This is a genomic window from Sphingobium sp. TomTYG74 (assembly GCF_055393875.1).
Map to the genome: position 1 here is coordinate 1891206 of NZ_AP027341.1, position 16498 is coordinate 1907703.

At 62.7% G+C, this 16498-nt stretch carries 20 protein-coding genes and 1 pseudogene; 9 read left to right on the forward strand and 12 right to left on the reverse strand.

What is annotated here, in order from left to right; genetic code table 11:
• Positions 1-160 precede the first annotated feature (160 nt).
• The 3 genes from ACZ5TB_RS09495 to ACZ5TB_RS09505 all read left to right on the forward strand — a co-directional run bounded on the left by ACZ5TB_RS09495 (position 161) and on the right by ACZ5TB_RS09505 (position 2429).
• Positions 161-994 carry an RcnB family protein gene (locus ACZ5TB_RS09495; protein WP_464791054.1) on the forward strand — a complete coding sequence of 278 codons (834 nt, stop codon included), beginning with the start codon at positions 161-163 and terminating at the stop codon, positions 992-994.
• Between the two features lie 98 nt (positions 995-1092).
• Positions 1093-1770, forward strand: coding sequence for a prolyl hydroxylase family protein (locus tag ACZ5TB_RS09500; protein WP_464791055.1), 678 nt, complete (start codon positions 1093-1095; stop codon positions 1768-1770).
• 185 nt (positions 1771-1955) lie between these two features.
• Complete coding sequence (locus tag ACZ5TB_RS09505) at positions 1956-2429, forward strand: RcnB family protein (protein ID WP_464791056.1); 474 nt, start codon at positions 1956-1958, stop codon at positions 2427-2429.
• A 241-nt stretch (positions 2430-2670) separates the two neighbouring features.
• Here ACZ5TB_RS09505 and ACZ5TB_RS09510 read toward each other — a convergent pair whose 3' ends face one another.
• Positions 2671-4248: a lysine--tRNA ligase gene (locus ACZ5TB_RS09510; protein WP_464791057.1), complete on the reverse strand. Its 1578-nt coding sequence runs from the start codon at positions 4246-4248 to the stop codon at positions 2671-2673.
• Between the two features lie 160 nt (positions 4249-4408).
• Here ACZ5TB_RS09510 and ACZ5TB_RS09515 point away from each other — a divergent pair, with 160 nt between their 5' ends.
• Genes ACZ5TB_RS09515 through ACZ5TB_RS09525 form a run of 3 tightly spaced genes read left to right on the forward strand, consistent with a single transcriptional unit; the run spans position 4409 to position 8128 of the window.
• Positions 4409-4786 (forward strand): PilZ domain-containing protein, encoded by a 378-nt coding sequence (locus ACZ5TB_RS09515; RefSeq protein WP_464791058.1) that lies wholly within the window; start codon positions 4409-4411, stop codon positions 4784-4786.
• A gap of 52 nt (positions 4787-4838) precedes the next feature.
• Entirely contained in the window at positions 4839-7589 is a 2751-nt protein-coding gene (locus ACZ5TB_RS09520) for an ATP-dependent DNA helicase (protein ID WP_464791059.1), read from the forward strand.
• A complete protein-coding gene (locus ACZ5TB_RS09525; protein WP_464791060.1) occupies positions 7586-8128 on the forward strand; it encodes a SixA phosphatase family protein in 543 nt (180 codons plus the stop codon). The genes ACZ5TB_RS09520 and ACZ5TB_RS09525 overlap by 4 nt, the downstream gene beginning before the upstream one ends.
• 179 nt (positions 8129-8307) lie before the next feature.
• Here the strand turns inward: ACZ5TB_RS09525 and ACZ5TB_RS09530 are convergent, their stop codons facing one another.
• The 5 genes from ACZ5TB_RS09530 to rpmF all read right to left on the reverse strand — a co-directional run bounded on the left by ACZ5TB_RS09530 (position 8308) and on the right by rpmF (position 11401).
• Positions 8308-8670 carry a MerR family transcriptional regulator gene (locus tag ACZ5TB_RS09530; RefSeq protein ID WP_464791061.1) on the reverse strand — a complete coding sequence of 121 codons (363 nt, stop codon included), beginning with the start codon at positions 8668-8670 and terminating at the stop codon, positions 8308-8310.
• Between the two features lie 73 nt (positions 8671-8743).
• Positions 8744-9040: an integration host factor subunit alpha gene (gene ihfA / locus ACZ5TB_RS09535; protein ID WP_449474233.1), complete on the reverse strand. Its 297-nt coding sequence runs from the start codon at positions 9038-9040 to the stop codon at positions 8744-8746.
• Between the two features lie 125 nt (positions 9041-9165).
• Positions 9166-10134: a beta-ketoacyl-ACP synthase III gene (locus tag ACZ5TB_RS09540; protein ID WP_464791062.1), complete on the reverse strand. Its 969-nt coding sequence runs from the start codon at positions 10132-10134 to the stop codon at positions 9166-9168.
• Positions 10131-11156, reverse strand: a complete 1026-nt coding sequence (gene plsX / locus ACZ5TB_RS09545; protein ID WP_464792523.1) for a phosphate acyltransferase PlsX — start codon at positions 11154-11156, stop codon at positions 10131-10133. Before plsX ends, ACZ5TB_RS09540 begins: the two co-directional genes overlap by 4 nt.
• 65 nt (positions 11157-11221) lie before the next feature.
• Complete coding sequence (gene rpmF, locus ACZ5TB_RS09550) at positions 11222-11401, reverse strand: 50S ribosomal protein L32 (RefSeq protein ID WP_081570365.1); 180 nt, start codon at positions 11399-11401, stop codon at positions 11222-11224.
• Between the two features lie 209 nt (positions 11402-11610).
• Between rpmF and ACZ5TB_RS09555 the strand changes: the two genes are divergently transcribed.
• Positions 11611-12039, forward strand: a complete 429-nt coding sequence (locus tag ACZ5TB_RS09555) for an MAPEG family protein (RefSeq protein ID WP_464791063.1) — start codon at positions 11611-11613, stop codon at positions 12037-12039.
• 106 nt (positions 12040-12145) lie between these two features.
• On the opposite strand, the gene ACZ5TB_RS09560 is transcribed toward ACZ5TB_RS09555, so the two are convergent.
• Genes ACZ5TB_RS09560 through ACZ5TB_RS09575 form a run of 4 tightly spaced genes read right to left on the reverse strand, consistent with a single transcriptional unit; the run spans position 12146 to position 14061 of the window.
• Positions 12146-12802 (reverse strand): MBL fold metallo-hydrolase, encoded by a 657-nt coding sequence (locus ACZ5TB_RS09560; RefSeq protein WP_464791064.1) that lies wholly within the window; start codon positions 12800-12802, stop codon positions 12146-12148.
• A gap of 39 nt (positions 12803-12841) precedes the next feature.
• On the reverse strand, positions 12842-13267 hold the full coding sequence (locus ACZ5TB_RS09565) for an RrF2 family transcriptional regulator (protein ID WP_464791065.1): 426 nt from the start codon (positions 13265-13267) through the stop codon (positions 12842-12844).
• 51 nt (positions 13268-13318) lie between these two features.
• Positions 13319-13675, reverse strand: a complete 357-nt coding sequence (locus tag ACZ5TB_RS09570; protein ID WP_196224626.1) for an ArsC family reductase — start codon at positions 13673-13675, stop codon at positions 13319-13321.
• 5 nt (positions 13676-13680) lie between these two features.
• A complete protein-coding gene (locus ACZ5TB_RS09575; protein ID WP_449474239.1) occupies positions 13681-14061 on the reverse strand; it encodes a RidA family protein in 381 nt (126 codons plus the stop codon).
• Between the two features lie 137 nt (positions 14062-14198).
• Between ACZ5TB_RS09575 and ACZ5TB_RS09580 the strand changes: the two genes are divergently transcribed.
• Positions 14199-14516 carry a hypothetical protein gene (locus ACZ5TB_RS09580; RefSeq protein WP_464791066.1) on the forward strand — a complete coding sequence of 106 codons (318 nt, stop codon included), beginning with the start codon at positions 14199-14201 and terminating at the stop codon, positions 14514-14516.
• A gap of 279 nt (positions 14517-14795) precedes the next feature.
• Positions 14796-15236 carry a thermonuclease family protein gene (locus ACZ5TB_RS09585; protein ID WP_464791067.1) on the forward strand — a complete coding sequence of 147 codons (441 nt, stop codon included), beginning with the start codon at positions 14796-14798 and terminating at the stop codon, positions 15234-15236.
• Here ACZ5TB_RS09585 and ACZ5TB_RS09590 read toward each other — a convergent pair.
• Positions 15233-15784 (reverse strand): annotated as a pseudogene (locus ACZ5TB_RS09590) (glycine zipper 2TM domain-containing protein). The gene ACZ5TB_RS09585 and the pseudogene ACZ5TB_RS09590 sit on opposite strands and share 4 nt — an antisense overlap.
• A gap of 259 nt (positions 15785-16043) precedes the next feature.
• Positions 16044-16235, reverse strand: coding sequence for a hypothetical protein (locus ACZ5TB_RS09595; protein ID WP_464791068.1), 192 nt, complete (start codon positions 16233-16235; stop codon positions 16044-16046).
• Between the last annotated feature and the right edge of the window lie 263 nt (positions 16236-16498).

Sequence of the window (16498 nt, forward strand, 5' to 3'; positions counted from 1 at the left end):
GGTTCCAATGTCCATCTACACCCAGTAGATTCTTTCAAATCGCTGACGAACGAGTTCAGCGTCGCGACATGGCGGCAAACGTAGAAAGGCAGCATGCGGGGCATGGCGCCCCTTTTGGAAAGCAAAGATCATGTTGAGGAAAATGATGTTGGCGGGGCTGATGACCGCGACAGTTCTTGGCGGCGTGGCCCCTGCCTATGCGCAGCGGGGGCAGGATGGATGGCGCGATCGCGGCAGTGAACAGTCTGGCCGGAACGACGGCCGGGCGTCCCGGGGCGGCGGGCAGGATGGCGATCGCGGAAACGTACGCGTGCGTGATCAGGCTTCTGCTCAGCGTTGGCAAGGGCGCGTAAATGATCGCGCACGGGCACAGACCGCTCCGGCACAACCCGATCGCCAGTGGCGTGGTGCGGAATCGCGCGCCGATGCTGCTCGCAATGCACAGCGCAACGATGCGCGCATCAGGGAACGGGCCGTTGGCGATCGTTCGCAGTGGCGGGATGACCGCCGGGACAACAACCGGGCGGAGTGGCGCGGCAATCGCGACGACCGACGTCAGGACTGGCGTGATGGTCGCCGGGATGGACGCCCGGAAGGGCGCCTCGACAGCGGCAACAACTGGCGTGGCAGCCTGGCGGGCAATCGCCGGTTTGACGATCGCACCCGCTGGAACAGTCAGCGGCGCTGGGACAATGACTGGCGGCAGGACCGCCGCTATGACTGGCGCAGCTATCGCTCACGCTATGGCGACCGCTACCGGATGGGGCGCTATTATGCGCCGCGCGGATGGAGCTATGGCTACAGAAGCTTCTCGACAGGCATCTTCCTGAACAGCTTGCTGTTCTCGAACAACTATTGGATCAACGATCCATGGTCCTATCGCCTGCCGCCTGCCTACGGCACGCTGCGTTGGGTGCGCTATTATGACGATGCCCTGCTGGTCGATATCCGGGACGGCTATGTGGTAGATGTGATCCGCGACTTCTTCTGGTAACCGCAGGGTCATATCCGCTGATTTCATCTGGGCCTGGCGCCATGTGCGTCAGGCCCTTTTCATTTGCACCGGCGGGACGACGGCGGCAGGAAGCGGGCATGACGGACGTGATTGATGATGGCGGCATCGCTTCGGCCACTCGGGCGAAGATTGGCGATGCGGTGCGCGCAAAGCTGGACCGTAACCCCCTGGTCAGCCGGATCGACGCTACAAACCTTGAAATCTACGGCCGCCATGATTTCCTCAGCGCCGAGGAATGCGAAGGCTTGCGCGCCCTGATTGACGCCGACGCCCAGCCCTCCACGCTGTTTTCCGGCAGCGCGAACGCCGATTACCGCACCAGCCACAGCTGCAACCTTAGCCCCTGGCACCCGCTGGTCGATGGCATCAGCCGCCAGATTTGCGCGCTGACCGGGTTGCCGCCCGAAAATGGCGAAACCTTGCAGGGTCAACGCTATGCGGTTGGTCAGGAATATAAGGCGCATTGCGATTATTTCCCGGTAACCGCCGACTATTGGCCCGCAATGATGAAAAAGGGTGGGCAGCGCAGTTGGACGGCGATGATCTATCTGTCGCCCGTCGCGGCGGGCGGAGAGACGCATTTTCCCCATTGCGAGTTCATGGTGCCTCCCGTTGAGGGGATGATCCTCATCTGGAACAACCTGAAGGCCGACGGTTCACCCAATCCGATGAGCCTGCATGCCGCCCGGCCGGTAGAAAGCGGCGTCAAATATGTCGTGACCAAATGGTTTCGGGAGCGGCGCTGGACGGCCTGACCGCAGCCTCGGCCCTTCATGTCCATGATACAAGTTGCGACATAAATGACTGATTCCTGACAGCGCCGTTCCCTGACGGTTCAGCGGCCGGGATGCATAACCCCATTGTTGGTGACGGAACCGGCCTACGGGATGAAAGTTTGATCCCAGCCGGTTCAGGCCGCCAAGCTGATGGGAGAAAATATATGCGTAAACTAATCATCCTCGGCCTGATCGCGGCAACTGCGATGCCAAGCGCGGTCATGGCCCAGTCGCGCGGCGAAGTGCGCGACAGTGCGCGGGACCTGCGTCAGGAGCAGCGCGAACTGCGCGACGCGCAACGCCATGGCTCGCGTCACGATGTGCGCGAACAGCGCCGCGACGTACGCGACGCCCGGCAGGAACTGCGCGAAGATTGGCGCGACTATCGCCGTTCGCACCGCGACGTCTATCGCGGCGGCAATTGGCGCGCGCCCTTCCGCTACAATCGCTGGGAAGTCGGGTCTCGACTGCGTCCGAGCTTCTATAATTCCCGCTATTATATCAGCGATCCCTATCGCTATCGCCTGCCCCGGCCCGCGAACCGCAACCTACGCTGGGTAAGGCATTATAACGATGTGCTGCTGGTCAACGTCCGCAGCGGGCGCGTAATGCAGGTCCATCGCGGCTTCTTCTGGTAACGCAGAACCAACGACGACGCGGGGCGGCTCCGAACTTCGGTTCGGAGCCATTCGCTATTTTTTCGACACAGAAGAGCGGTCGCGGCGCGGCCCCTGCTACTACCTCAATTTTGGAAATCCCCTTGGCCGCGCCGCCCGTCTCCGAGCAGGCGCGGCCGATGGCACGCACAGGGCGCACCATCAGTCCGAAAGGGGGTGGACCGGAATAGGAACGCTTAGGGGCTGCTAATGTTCCCCTGCGTTAACCCAGCGCTTCTGCGATCAGGCGGCGGCTGTTTGCCACGCCATAAAGGGCGATGAAGCTGCCCATGCGAGGTCCCTGATCGGCACCCAGCAACGTCTGATACAGCGCTTTGAACCAGTCACGCAGTTCAGCAAAGCCAAAGGCCTCGTCCTTGCCGATCGCATACACGATATTCTGAATATCCTCGGCGGTGGCGTCATCGCCGAGCGCCGCCAGTTCCGCGTCCAGCCTGCGCAGCGCCTCGGCTTCATGGGCCTCCGGCGTGCGACGCTTCAACGTCGGCGCCACGAAGTCGCGATGATAGGCCAGCGCATGCCCGATCAGCGCGTCCAGCTCAGGATAAGTCTGCGCGCTCGCTTCAGGGACATAATTTTGCAGATATCCCCACACCTGTTCCCGGCTGGCGTCGCCCATGACGCCGACCAGATTGAGCAACAGGCCGAAGGTCACCGGTAGCTTGCCGTCCGGAAGCTTCCCGTCATGGATATGATGCACCGGATTGCCAAGCTGCTGCTCGACCGCCTGGTTGGGATAGTTGACCCGGAACTGCCAATATTCGTCCACCGCGCGCGGGATCACGCCCATGTGCAACTGCTTGGCCTTTTTCGGCTCACGATAGGCGTAGAAGGCCAGGCTTTCCTGCGGCCCATAGGTCAGCCACTGCTCAAGGCTCAGGCCATTGCCCTTGGACTTGGAGATCTTCTCCCCCTTTTCGTCCAGGAACATCTCATAGTTGAAACCTTCGGGCGGGCGGGCGCCCAGCGCGCGGCAGATCTTGGACGACTGGGTCACCGAATCGATCAGATCCTTGCCCGCCATCTCATAATCGACGCCCAGCGCGACCCAGCGCATCGCCCAGTCGACCTTCCATTGCAGCTTCGCGCCGCCGGACAGGATCGACTGTTCGACCATCTCGCCCTCATCCTCGAACCGGACGAGCCCGGCGTCGGCATCCAACACCTCGATCGGCACCTGAAGGACGATGCCATTCTTCGGGCTGATCGGCAGGACCGGGGAATAGGTCGCCTGCCGCTCCTTGCGCAGCGTCGGCAGCATGATGTCCATGATGGCCTGATAGTGACGCAGGACATTCTTGAGCGCATCGTCGAACGCGCCGGACTTGTACCGATCGGTCGCGGACACGAACTCATAATCGAAACCGAAGCGGTCCAGAAATTCGCGCAGCATCGCATTATTATGATGCGCGAAGCTCTCGAACTTCTCGAACGGATCGGGCACCTGCGTCAGCGGCTTGCCAAGATGTTCCGCCAGCATCGCCTGGTTCGGCACATTGTCGGGCACCTTGCGCAGCCCGTCCATATCGTCGCTGAACGCGATCAGGCGCGTGGGTATGTCGGACAGCGCATGATAGGCATTGCGCACCATCGTGGTGCGCAACACTTCGTTGAAAGTACCGATGTGCGGCAGGCCGGACGGGCCATAGCCGGTCTCGAACAGGATATGGCCTTTGTCGGGAGCGCCGTTCTGATAGCGCTTCAGCAGCTTGCGCGCTTCTTCATAGGGCCAGGCCTTGGACGCCTGAGCGGCGGTGCGGAGGATATCGGACACGGTCATGATGCACACGCCCCTAGCCTTGGAAGGCCGGAAATGGAACGCCTTTCCGCACAGCGACGCGCGTATCGGCCGCACTGCCGAGAGATTATGTTTAACCTTGATTAACCTTAATACGGCACATTTATCCTCGATAGCCGCCGGAAAGGGGATAGCGGGCACCGTGCAGATACCACGTAGCCGTCAACGCATTGGGGTCGATATCAGCGTTGTCGTCACAACCGTGCTCGACAGCCTGGAGGGGACCATCGTCGATCTGAGCGAAGGAGGCGCGCAGATTCGTGGCTGCACCCTACCCGCACGAAGCCAGTGCCAGATCGGGTTTGAAGGGCAGATCGTTTTCGGGACGGTGCAATGGTCCGAACCCGACCGCATCGGGGTTCGTTTTCCCTATGACCTGGTGAATGGCCCGCTGTTCGACTTGCTGGAGATGGCGCGCACCCGCCTGCGTTTGCCACTGACGGATAGACATGGCGGACGCGGCTTTGCCCTGCGCGCCTTTTCCTCACAGCCCACCGGATTTGGCCGCCGCGCAAGCTGAGTTGAGCCTTTTTCCGGTTTCCCTTTTGTTCCCGGTCGCCTAAGCGATTGGAGTGATCGACCCCACTGCCCTGCCCGCCCTTCATGCCAGCCATGGTGGGATCTGGTTGCGCGAGGGTGAAGACACCCGGGCGGTCGCAAAGGGAGCGGCCATCGCTTGCGCGGCAGAGACACCGACTTTGCTGCTCAATGCGCCACTGACGGGGCAGAGGCTCGGCTATCCTGAGCTTAACGGCCTGGACCTGCTGGAGCTCTGGGCTTTCGTCCATCCCGCCCGCTTCCTTGTCCCCACGCCCAAGGGCCTTGCCGAAGCGCTCGGCCTGGAACGGCCGGGCAGTGAAGCGGACATTCCGCAGCTGCTGCAAGCCGCCACCGCTGCTCTACTGGACATGCTCGGATCGCCTTCATGGACCGAGAGGGAGGGCGGCTGGACCTCCGCCCAGACGCTGCACCGCCTCCGCTGGCCATGGGCGCCGCTGATCGCGCCCCGGATAAGCCGACCGCCCGAAGCAGAACGCTGGCTTTTCTCCCGCTTGCCCGAATGGGAGGAAACACCGCCGCGTCCAGCCCCGCGCACCATCTCCCTCGATGAAGAGGCTGTATTGGCGCGGCTTGCGCATCTGACCGGAAGCGCGGCGGAAGCCCGGCCGGGACAACGCGCCTATGCCGCAGCCGCCGTGGAGAGCTTCCGCCCGCGACAGCATCGGGATCAACCCAACATGCTGCTTGCGGAGGCTGGCACCGGGATCGGCAAGACGTTGGGCTACCTCGCCCCGGCCTCGCTTTGGGCATCGGAGGCGCAGGGTACGGTGTGGATATCGACCTATACCAAAGCGCTCCAACGGCAGCTTGATCGCGAAAGCCTTCGCCTCTTCCCCGATCCGGCAACGGCAGCGCGGCGCATCGTCGTACGCAAGGGGCGCGAAAATTACCTCTGCCTGCTGAACCTTGAGGATGCGCTACAGGGCGGCTTTTCCGGCCGGGCAGCGATCCTCGCCCAACTTGTCGCGCGCTGGGCGGCGTTCAGCAAGGATGGCGACATGGTCGGCGGCGACCTGCCCGGCTGGCTGCCGACATTGTTCCGCCGCAACGGATCGACAGCGCTGACCGACCGCCGGGGCGAATGCATCTATGCGGGCTGTCCGCATTATCGCAAATGCTTCATCGAACGGTCGGCGCGCGCCTCGGCCGACGCGGACATCGTCATCGCCAATCACGCCCTCGTCATGATCAACGCCGCGCGTGGCCGTGAGACAGGCCAGCGCCCCCAGCGCATCATCTTCGATGAGGGCCATCACCTCTTCGACGCCGCCGACTCCACCTTTTCCGTCGCCTTGTCGGGGCAGGAAGCCATCGAGCTGCGCCGCTGGGTCATGGGACCCGAAGGCAATTCGCGTGGCCGTCGGCGCGGCCTTGCCGCCCGCCTGTCGGATCTGGCCAGCTATGACGAGGAAGGCGGCCAGGCGATCCGCGCAGCGGCGGACGCGGCGCGCGCGCTGCCAGCCGATGAGTGGCTGAAGCGGATCGTCGCAGGAGAGCCCTTCGGACCACTAGAACAGCTGCTCGCAGCCGTGCGTGGCACGGTCTATGCCCGCGCCGCCGACGTGGGGGAAGCGGACGCGGGCTATGGCCTCGAAACGGAAGTTGCCGAACCCGACGGCCCGCTGGTCGAAGCCGCGCAGGAGGCGGCGCTGGCCCTCGACGCTTTGCTGCGGCCGCTGAACCGGCTCAGCAAACGGCTGGAGGCAGTCATTGAGGATGCGCCCGATTGGCTCGACGGCGCAGCCCGTGCCCGGATCGAAGGCGCGATTGCCTCCCTTGGCTGGCGGTGCGACCTTATCGCCGCCTGGCTGGCGCTGCTCGCGCGGATCGGCGGCCCGGCTGATGCGGATTTCGTCGACTGGATGACGGTCGACCGCATCGAAGGGCGGGAATTCGACATCGGCATCCACCGTCACTGGCTGGACCCCACCCGTCCCCTCGCTGAAACCGTTCTGAAACCTGCACAGGGCGTGCTTATAACCTCCGCGACACTCAAGGGCGGCGGCGATTGGGACAATGCGGAAAGCCGCAGCGGGGCGAGCCATCTCCCGCACGGTGCCCAGCGGTTCGAAGCGGCAAGCCCGTTCGACTATCCCGGCCGCGCCGAGGTGCTGGTCGTCACCGACATCAAGCGCGGCGACATTGCCGCACTGTCGGGCGCCTATGGGCGGCTGATCGAGGCCGCGGGCGGTGGGACGCTCGGCCTGTTCACGGCTATACGGCGGTTGCGCGCGGTCCATGCCCGCATAGCCGATCGTCTGGCACGGGCGGGTCTGCCGCTCTACGCCCAGCATGTCGATCCGATGGACACCGGCACGCTGATCGACATTTTCCGCGACGATCCGCGTGCCTCGCTGCTCGGCACCGACGCCTTGCGCGACGGGGTCGATGTGCCCGGCCATTCGTTGCGCCTCGTCGTGATGGAGGGCGTCCCATGGTCGAAGCCCACGGTGCTGCACGCCGCCCGCCGTCTCGCCGGAGGGGGCGCCGCCTATGACGATCGGCTGATCCGCGCGCGCCTTGCCCAGGCCTTTGGCCGCCTGATCCGCCGCGCCGAGGATCGCGGCAGCTTCGTCATATTGTCGGCCGCCATGCCCAGTCGCCTGCTCAGCGCCTTTCCACCGGGCACCCCCATTCGCCGCGTCACCCTTGACGAAGCGATCATTGCGGTCAGCGCCCATTCCCACGCTGGCCTTGGCGCCGGCATGTCGCTAGGGCAACGGGGACACGAATCCGGCATTCCCGACCTGGAGCAAAGATGAAGCGGTTGACCCTGTTGCGCCACGCCAAGTCCGACTGGGACGATCCGGTAGAGCGGGATTTCGACCGGCCGCTGAACCGGCGCGGGGAAAAGGCGGCGCTGCTGATCGGTCAATATGCCCGCAACCGGAAAATGCAGTTCGACTTTCTCGTCGCTTCTCCCGCCGTCCGGGTCGTGCAGACGCTCGATACTTTCCTTGAAGGCTACGGCCAGCCGCTCGATCCTCATTGGGATCGCCGCATTTATTTGGCGTCCGTGGCAACGCTGCTGGATGTTCTGCGCGATCTGCCCGACACTGCAAGCAACGTCGTCCTGGCAGGACATAATCCCGGCCTCGAAGAACTGATCCTGGAGCTGGTGCCCGACAATGGCGCCAGCCCGCTACGCGACGATGTGGAAGTCAAGTTTCCAACCGCTAGCCTCGCGGTTCTGGATCTGGATGTTGATCGTTGGGAAGAAACCAAACCGGATGCGGCGTCGTTCATAAGCTTCACCCGCCCGCGCGATCTGGACCCCGCGCTTGGTCCGGAATCGCGTTAAATCAACTGTTCTAAGTGACCAAGGTGGCTGCTGGCGCAGAGTGAGTTCAACCCGCCCCCACTTGCGTTCGGGCTGAGCTTGTCGAAGCCCTCTTCTTTTTAAAGGGCAGTAGCCCTTCGACAAGCTTAGGGCGAACCGGCTTAAAGGGCAGCACTGAGTTAGAACACGAGGCGCTGAACTTACTCCCCGATAGCCTGCGCCAAGGCCGTCCGGATCACCTGAAGCCGATCCAGCAAATCCGCACCCCGCTCAGGCTTGGCCGAAACAGCAGGAGCTGGAACAGCGGCAGGCTTCGCCACGGCTATACCATCGGCCAGCGCCTTCTGCGCGCCCCGCACCGTGAAACCCTCCACGTTCAACAGCTGGTTGATACGCCTGACCAGCGCCACATCCGCTGGCCGGTAATAGCGGCGATTACCCGACCGCTGGAGAGGACGTAATTGGGGAAAACGCGTTTCCCAGTAGCGCAGAATATGCTGCGGAAGCCCCAGTTCCCCGGACAGCTCGCTAATCGTCAGGAACGCGCCCTCTGCCTTTTCCATGGGTCCAATGTTGCACCTATCAGGGCGCAAAGGTCAACCATGCGCGGGATTAACTGGCAGCTATCCCAACCTATCAGGACGCGGCAACGCGGTCCCGCATGGTCTGGCTGGCGCGAAAGGTCAGCACGCGGCGCGGTTCGATCGGCACCTCAACCCCTGTCTTGGGATTACGGCCCATGCGCTGGGTCTTGTCGCGCAGAACGAAGGTGCCAAAGCTCGATATCTTCACATTTTCCCCGCGTTCCAGCGCGGAAGTCATATGCTCCAATATGGACTCGATAAGCGCCGCGGCCTCGGATCGTGAAAGGCCAATATGACGATTGACGCTTTCCGCCAGATCTGCGCGTGTCAGGGTGCCATTGCCAGTCATCGAACGTCCCCACCTTCATCCGCCGGGTTATTGCCGACGACAATGGTAAATTGTGCGATAAGCTGAGTGATTCGGCAAGATGACTCGCCCAAGAAAGTCAAAGAATTTCGGGGAGATGCGTCGGCTTAGACCCGAAGGACGCAAGCGCCCCAGGTGAAGCCCCCGCCCATCGCCTCCAGAACGAGCAGGTCGCCCGGCTGAATCCGGCCATCCCGCATGGCCAGGTCAAGCGCCAATGGCACCGAAGCGGCGGAAGTATTGGCGTGGCGATCCACCGTCATGACAATCCGATCGGGCGACAGCTTCAGCTTCCGCGCGGTGGCGTCCAGAATGCGCGCATTCGCCTGGTGCGGAACGAGCCAGTCGATCTGGTCCGTGCCCAAACCCGCTATTTGCATGACCTCGGTCAGCACCGAAGCAAGGTTGACGACCGCATGGCGGAAGACTTCCTGTCCCTTCATGCGCAGCTTGCCGACCGTCTTCGTCGTCGAAGGCCCGCCATCGACATAGAGAAGCTGGTTATGGCGTCCATCAGCATGCAGCTTTGAAGCCAATATGCCGCGCGCGCCGTCTGCGCTTTCCTCCGCGCCCAGCACGATGGCCCCCGCGCCGTCCCCGAACAGGACGCAGGTCGTCCGATCTTCCCAGTCGAGAATGCGGCTGAACGTCTCCGACCCGATCACCAGTGCCTTCTGCGCGGCGCCAGACTGGATCATGCTGTCCGCCACCGTCACTGCGTAGAGAAAGCCGGAGCACACCGCCGCGACGTCGAAGGCGACGCAATCATCGATGCCCAGCGCTGCCTGAACAATGGTCGCGCTCGCGGGAAAGGTCTGGTCCGGCGTGGCCGTCGCCAGAATGATGAGGTCGATATCCTGCGCAGCCAGGCCCGCCGCATCCAGTGCCGCGCGAGCAGCATCGGTCGCAAGGCTTGCGGTTGTTTCGCCGTCGCCCGCGATATGGCGATTGCGGATGCCGGTGCGTTCGACGATCCATTCGTCGCTCGTGTCCACGGTCTCCGCCAGTTCAGCATTGCTGACAGCGCGAACCGGGAGTGCCGACCCCGTACCCAGAAGAACGGACCTGCGAATCACTTTGCGGCGAGCTCCTGTTTGGACGCCACGGCCGACAGCGCGCTGACGCCCGCCATGTCGGCGGCGATACGCCGCGTAATATCTTCTTCCAACAGCCGCGCAGCGACATGGACGGCATTGGCAACGCCCTTGTCATTGGCGTTGCCATGACTTTTCACCACGACACCGTTCAGGCCCAGAAACACCGCACCATTATGGTTGTTGGGGTCCAGATGATGCTTGAGCAGATGCATGGCGGGCTTGGAAATCAGGAAGCCGATCTTGGACCGGATGGAGCTGGTAAAGGCGGTGCGCAGCAGATCGGTGACGAAACGGGCCGTGCCCTCCGCCGTCTTCAGCGCCACATTGCCGGAAAAACCGTCGCTGACGATGACATCGGCCTCGCCACGTCCGATCTTGTCGCCTTCGGTAAAGCCATCGAACGACAGGGGCAGGCTCGTCGCCGCGCGCAGGATCGCGGCGGCGTCACGGATTTCTTCCGTGCCCTTCATGTCTTCCGTGCCGATGTTCATGATGCGAACGCGCGGGCGTTCAAGATCGAAAGCGATGCGCGCATAAGCCGCGCCCATCACCGCGAACTGCACCAGGTTGCGGGCGTCGCACTCGGTATTGGCGCCCAGGTCCAGCATGACCACGTCATTGTCGCCGAGCGTAGGCAGCAAAGCCGCCAGAGCGGGCCGATCAATGCCGGGCATGGTACGCAGCGCCAGCTTGGCCATCGCCATCAACGCGCCGGTATTACCGGACGAAACCGCAGCGCCCGCCTCGCCAGCCTTCACCGCCGCGATCGCCATGCTCATGGAGCTGGCTTTCTTGCGGATGGCGGCGCTGGGTTTATCCCCCGCAGACACGACATCGCTGGCGTGCACCACTTCGGACGCGGCCCGCAGATTCGGATGATTGTCGAGGGCGGCCTTGATCCGCGTCTCGTCTCCGAAAAGGGTGAAGCGTAGCCCTTCGTGGCGGTGACGGGCGAGCGCTACACCCGCCATCATCACGCGCACGCCTTCATCCCCGCCCATCGCGTCGATTGCGATTCGCGGTTGGCTGGACACTTCAGGACACCTTTGCAGGAGGGAGTGTGTCGTCAGGCCCCGACGGCAACGACTTCGCGGCCGTTATAGTGGCCGCAGGCGTCGCACAGATTGTGCGGGCGCTTGAGTTCACCGCAGTTCGAGCATTCCTGGAACGCTTCAACGCGCAGCGCGTCGTGGCTGCGACGCATGCCGCGACGGGACGGGGAAGTTTTCCTCTTGGGGACAGCCATGTCGGCACCTTATTCCATAATTAGATCTGGTTAAGCGACTGGCCGAAATCCGATGAATATCGACGCCACAGGCGCCGCAGACCCATGCGGCCCGGGTGATCGCGAAGCCCTGCGCCTATAGCGTTTTTTGGCAGGTGCGCAAGTCCTTCCTTGCCCCGAAACGATGGCCGCCTATTGTACCGCCAACATAATTATGGGGAGAACATGCGATGCTGTTGCCGATCACGCTGACCTTGGCCGCTGCCTGCGCGCTTCTCAACCTGTGGCTCGCATTTCGCTGCGCCCGGATTCGCGTCGGCAGCAAGGTGCTGCATGGCGATGGCGGCGATCCGCTGCTCGCACGGCGGATAAGGGCACACGCGAACTTTATCGAATATACGCCGATCATCCTCATCCTCTTCGCGCTGGTCGAATTAGCTATCGGGTCGCCGCTGTGGTTGTGGATAGGCGCGCTGACCTATGTCATCGCGCGCGCTTCGCACGGGATAGGCATGGACGCGGATCGCCCTAACGCCTGGCGGGCAGGCGGCGCGCTGCTCACCTGGGTGGTAACGGCAGTCCTAGCGGTGGCGGCCCTCTATGTTGCCTATCACGCGACCCGCGCGGTGCCTGCGCCGCCAGCCATGGCCGCGCGCTAGAGCATTTTCGAAGCAGATGGCATCATCTGCTGGCTCGGAAAATGCGGAAAAACAAAGATAAATAGAGCATGATCCGATCCGATCTGATCGGATCATGCTCTAGCCGTTAGCCGAGGACCGCGTCACCGACAAAGGGATTGGTGCGGCGCTCAAGGGCGAAATTGCTCATCGGGCCGTGGCCGGGGACAAAGGCCGTGTCGCCACCCAGCGGCCAAAGCTTGCCCGTGATGGCGTCGATCAGCTGCTGGTGATTGCCCATCGGGAAGTCCGTGCGGCCGATCGACCCCTGAAACAGCACGTCTCCGACGATCGCCAGCTTGCTGGGCGCGTGATGGAACACGACATGGCCAGGCGTGTGGCCGGGGCAATGATAGACGTCCAGCACCAGATCGCCGACCGTCACCTGATCGCCGTCGGCCAGCCAGCGATCAGGCTCGAAGATCTTTCCGTTCACGCCGTAATTGCGGCCGTCCTCTTCCAGACGGCTGATCCAGAAGCGATCGGCCTCATGCGGCCCTTCGATCGGTACGCCGAGTTCCTTGGCCAACGTACCCGCCTCACCGCAATGGTCGATGTGGCCGTGGGTCACCAATATCTTCTCGATCGTCACGCCCTGCTGCTCGGCGGCGGCCTTCAGCCGTGGCAAGTCTCCGCCCGGATCGACGAAAGCGCCCCGATTGGTGGCCGTGCACCAGAAGAGCGTGCAATTCTGCTGCAACGGAGTGACGGGAATCAGAGCGGCTTTTAGCGGTGGCGTGGTCATGGGCGGAGATGTGGCGAAGCCGGGCGCGAGGCGCAAGAGCTAGCCCGCCTCCTCCAGCCCCAGCGGTTCGGCCAGGCTGATCCCGTCCAGCACCTTCGCCGTCTCGTCCCGCACACGCAGCATCACGCGATGCAGCCTGCATTCCGATTCGGGCAGGCAGTTGGTGCAGGTTTCATGCGCGAATCGGCTGGCACAGGGTGTCAGCGCCAGCGACCCGCGCGTCAGCCGCACGATGTCGCCATAGCTGATGTCGACCGGCGCCAGCGCGAGCCAATAGCCCCCGTCCCGCCCCCGCTGCGTCGCCACCAGCCCTTCGCGGGAGAGTTCGGACAGGATGACCGTCAGGAACTTCGCCGGAATATTCTGCCGCGTCGCGATTTCGTTCAGTGGAACGGGTCCCTGACGGTAGCGGTCGGCAAGATGCTGGAGAGCGCGAATGGCGTAACGGGTCTTCTGCGAAAGCATATTCCCGTTATTCGCCCCCGCGCCTCATTTGACAAGCCGCCGCGAGGCCGATCAGGCCTTCACCTTGCTCAACGCTTCTTCATAGGTCGTAGCCTTGAAGCCAACGACGGTCCGCCCGCCAACATCCAGGATCGGCCGCTTGATCATGGAGGGGTTGGTGCTCATCAGCAGGATCGCCTTTTCCGCGTCGATATGCGCCTTGTCGCCCGCGTCCAGCGCCTTGAAGGTCGTGCCGGAACGGTTGAGGATGGTTTCCCACCCATGTTCCATCACCCACTCTTCCAGCTTGCCCTTGTCCACACCCGACACCTTATAGTCGTGGAAGCTGTAGGAGACCCGCTCATTGTCCAGGAAATTGCGCGCCTTCTTGATGGTGTCGCAATTTTTGATGCCATACATGGTAATCATGGGGGTCAGCCTTTGAACGCGGTGACTTCGATCTCGATCTTCATCTCCGGCTTGATGAGGCCAGCGACGACGCAGCTTGCCGCGGGGCGAATCTCGCCGAACACGGGCGCGGTCGCTTTGCCCAGTTCATCCCAATAGGCCGGGTCAGTGATATAATAGGTCACGCGCACGACGTCGGCGAAGGAAAAGCCTGCTTCTTCCAGCGCCTTGCCGATGACCTTCAGCGCGTTGACGCCCTGATCGACGACGCTTTCGGGCATCGTCTTGGTTTCGGGATCAGTCCCGGTCGTGCCGGCGACGAAGCACCAGTCACCCTGAACCACGGCGCGCGAATAGCCGACCTGCGCCTCGAAAGGCGAACCCGAGGAGATGAGTTTGCGGGACATGGGATTTCCTTCGAAGGGGTAGCGATGAAAGGGATCGGGCGGCTCTTGCCCCCTGCCGTGTCCCCTGTCCAGCGCCTTTTGGACAGCCATGGAACGGGCGCCCCGGTTGATCGGTTGGGCAGGCAAGGAGACATGCCATGGACCAGCCAAAGGATCAGTCGGACAAGGACCGCTTTCCCGACGATATCGAGGAAAATGACGAGCAGAGGGACCGGGGATCGCAGGCGCAGGATGTCGCCGACGACGCCCGCGCGCGCAGCACCGACTTGTCGGAGGACAGCGAACGAGGCGGAACCCCAAACCCCGCGCAGATCATCCCCGAAGACACGCCCGACCTGGTCGAGCGGATGGAGGAAATGAACCGTTCCGGACGGATCGACAATGACGCCTTCGCGGGCGAACCGCAGATGGATGATGAGGAAGAATATCTCGGCAACACCGAGGACGAGGAATAGCGCCGAGGCGGGATAAGGCGCTCTCCCCGCGCCTTCCGGCCTCCAGCCGCTAGAGCGTCGCGCCTTAAATCGGCACTGCCCCTGTTACCGTTCGCCCTGAGCCTGTCGAAGGACTGTACTTTTTTCTAGAAAGAACAGGGCTTCGACTAGCTCAGCCCGAACGGAATTGAGTGATCCAGATAAAGGACTCGAAGCTCTAACGGCCCAAAGCCGCCATAACGGAGGGTAAACGGATCAGCTTCACCGCGCATCGTCAACCGCGTGCCCTAGGCTGGCGGGATGATCCGCCTGTGCAAACTGCTCTCTCCCCTCCTCGCCCTCCATATCCTGCTGATCGGATCAGCGGAGGCTGTTCGGGCGTCAAATCCCTCCTCACGCTTCGGCCTGTGCCACGGCATGGGCGGGCCGGATTGCGTGGTCGATGGAGATACATTCTGGATGGAGGGGACCAAAATCCGCATCGCCGACATCGACACGCCGGAAACCCACGGGCCGCGTTGCAGCGCAGAGGGCGCGCTGGGCGTGCGAGCGACCGAGCGGCTGTTAGCGCTGCTCAATACGGGCGCCTTTTCACTCTTGCCGGTAGAGCGGGAACGGGATCGCTATGGGCGGACCCTGCGCATCGTGACGCGGCAGGGCCGGTCGATCGGCGCGCTGCTGGTCGCCGAAGGTCTGGCGCGCCCCTGGACCGGAGCGCGCCAGCCATGGTGCCGTAGTTAGCGGCAGCTGATACCGCCGCGGTCGATCTCGCGGCCGAGCAGAGCGCCCGCACCCGCGCCGATCAGCACGCCAGCAGTGTTCGAATAGCCGCGATCCAGCTGCCCGCCGAGCAACCCGCCCAGCGCCGCGCCGACGATCAGGCCAGTCGTGCCGTCCGAACGGCGGCAATAATAGCGATCGTCATAGCCGCGATAGATACGCGTCCCGCGCGTCACGCGGATCGGCTCATAGCCGCTGCGATAATAGCGATCGGGCCGATAGCGGCTGCCATAGCGGCGATCCGGGCGGTTCCAGTCATAGCTGTAGACAACGCCACCGGGACGGCGCCAGCCATTGTGGCGGCCATTGTCGTGGCGGCGATCATCGCCGCGCCAGCCACGGTCATGGCGATCGCGGTCGCCCCGCCAGTCGCGGTCATGCTTGCCGCCATGGCGCTCGTCATGTCGGCCATGGCCAGGCTATGCAAAAGCAGGGGTCGCAGCAACGCCAGTCAGCGTCATCGCGCCCAGCGAAAAAGCGGCGATGGTGCGCTTGATCGAGAAGTTCATGTGATGCTCCTTGCCATAATCTGTCAGGCTGTTGAGCTAAACACATGGATGCCGATGGACGTTGCATGAACGGAACAAAACATTGCATTCAGCGGGCGGACAGGTTGACAGATTGCGCACACGGAAGAGTGGCGGAGTGTCGAAGTTCACACCGTTCTTGGTCGCAGAATTCTGCCATTTCCTACAGGGTCAAAGAGCCGCAGCCGGCTTAACATTTGTGGGAGGCTGTAGGACAGGGAAATAGGATTTTCAGGCACTTTTAGAAAGCGCGTTCGATGGCCTTCTGCTGGTCCGCCGTGAACGTGTCGGAAGCGGGGGCGGGTGCAGCCGCCTCATCATGATTCTGATCGCCTGAACCGACAAACTGGATCGCCGTGAGTATCACCAGCACCGACCATAGCAGCGCCATCCAGCGGCTGGTGAAGAGCGAGGAGAGGCGGACGCCGAACATGGGCGGGAGGATAGATGAGATGGATTGAGGAAGGGTTACGTGCACAGGGACAGCCGATCCGGTTTGATGGAGCGTAGACGCGGAGCGTGACATGCACGCTCCGCGCATTATCATTTATTTCTGTCCCTTAGTCTGATCCTGCCCCAAAGCCGATGCGGCTACAGACTTAATCTGAGCCTTAGTGGGGTTAGGAATTTTCCCGGATAAAATACCAGATGCCAAGGTCGAAACCTTGCTCGATGTCTGGCGAGGAGGCTGCTTAG

Coding starts and splice junctions, on each gene's coding strand:
- ACZ5TB_RS09585 (WP_464791067.1), top strand. CDS start 14,796: ATGATCCGCCTGTGCAAACTGCTCTCTCCCCTCCTCGCCCTCCATATC.
- ACZ5TB_RS09560 (WP_464791064.1), bottom strand. CDS start 12,802: ATGACCACGCCACCGCTAAAAGCCGCTCTGATTCCCGTCACTCCGTTG.
- ACZ5TB_RS09530 (WP_464791061.1), bottom strand. CDS start 8,670: ATGGAAAAGGCAGAGGGCGCGTTCCTGACGATTAGCGAGCTGTCCGGG.
- rpmF (WP_081570365.1), bottom strand. CDS start 11,401: ATGGCTGTCCCCAAGAGGAAAACTTCCCCGTCCCGTCGCGGCATGCGT.
- plsX (WP_464792523.1), bottom strand. CDS start 11,156: ATGGGCGGGGATGAAGGCGTGCGCGTGATGATGGCGGGTGTAGCGCTC.
- ACZ5TB_RS09565 (WP_464791065.1), bottom strand. CDS start 13,267: ATGCTTTCGCAGAAGACCCGTTACGCCATTCGCGCTCTCCAGCATCTT.
- ACZ5TB_RS09575 (WP_449474239.1), bottom strand. CDS start 14,061: ATGTCCCGCAAACTCATCTCCTCGGGTTCGCCTTTCGAGGCGCAGGTC.
- ACZ5TB_RS09500 (WP_464791055.1), top strand. CDS start 1,093: ATGACGGACGTGATTGATGATGGCGGCATCGCTTCGGCCACTCGGGCG.
- ACZ5TB_RS09570 (WP_196224626.1), bottom strand. CDS start 13,675: ATGATTACCATGTATGGCATCAAAAATTGCGACACCATCAAGAAGGCG.
- ACZ5TB_RS09495 (WP_464791054.1), top strand. CDS start 161: ATGACCGCGACAGTTCTTGGCGGCGTGGCCCCTGCCTATGCGCAGCGG.
- ACZ5TB_RS09505 (WP_464791056.1), top strand. CDS start 1,956: ATGCGTAAACTAATCATCCTCGGCCTGATCGCGGCAACTGCGATGCCA.
- ACZ5TB_RS09510 (WP_464791057.1), bottom strand. CDS start 4,248: ATGACCGTGTCCGATATCCTCCGCACCGCCGCTCAGGCGTCCAAGGCC.
- ACZ5TB_RS09580 (WP_464791066.1), top strand. CDS start 14,199: ATGGACCAGCCAAAGGATCAGTCGGACAAGGACCGCTTTCCCGACGAT.
- ACZ5TB_RS09555 (WP_464791063.1), top strand. CDS start 11,611: ATGCTGTTGCCGATCACGCTGACCTTGGCCGCTGCCTGCGCGCTTCTC.
- ACZ5TB_RS09525 (WP_464791060.1), top strand. CDS start 7,586: ATGAAGCGGTTGACCCTGTTGCGCCACGCCAAGTCCGACTGGGACGAT.
- ihfA (WP_449474233.1), bottom strand. CDS start 9,040: ATGACTGGCAATGGCACCCTGACACGCGCAGATCTGGCGGAAAGCGTC.
- ACZ5TB_RS09595 (WP_464791068.1), bottom strand. CDS start 16,235: ATGTTCGGCGTCCGCCTCTCCTCGCTCTTCACCAGCCGCTGGATGGCG.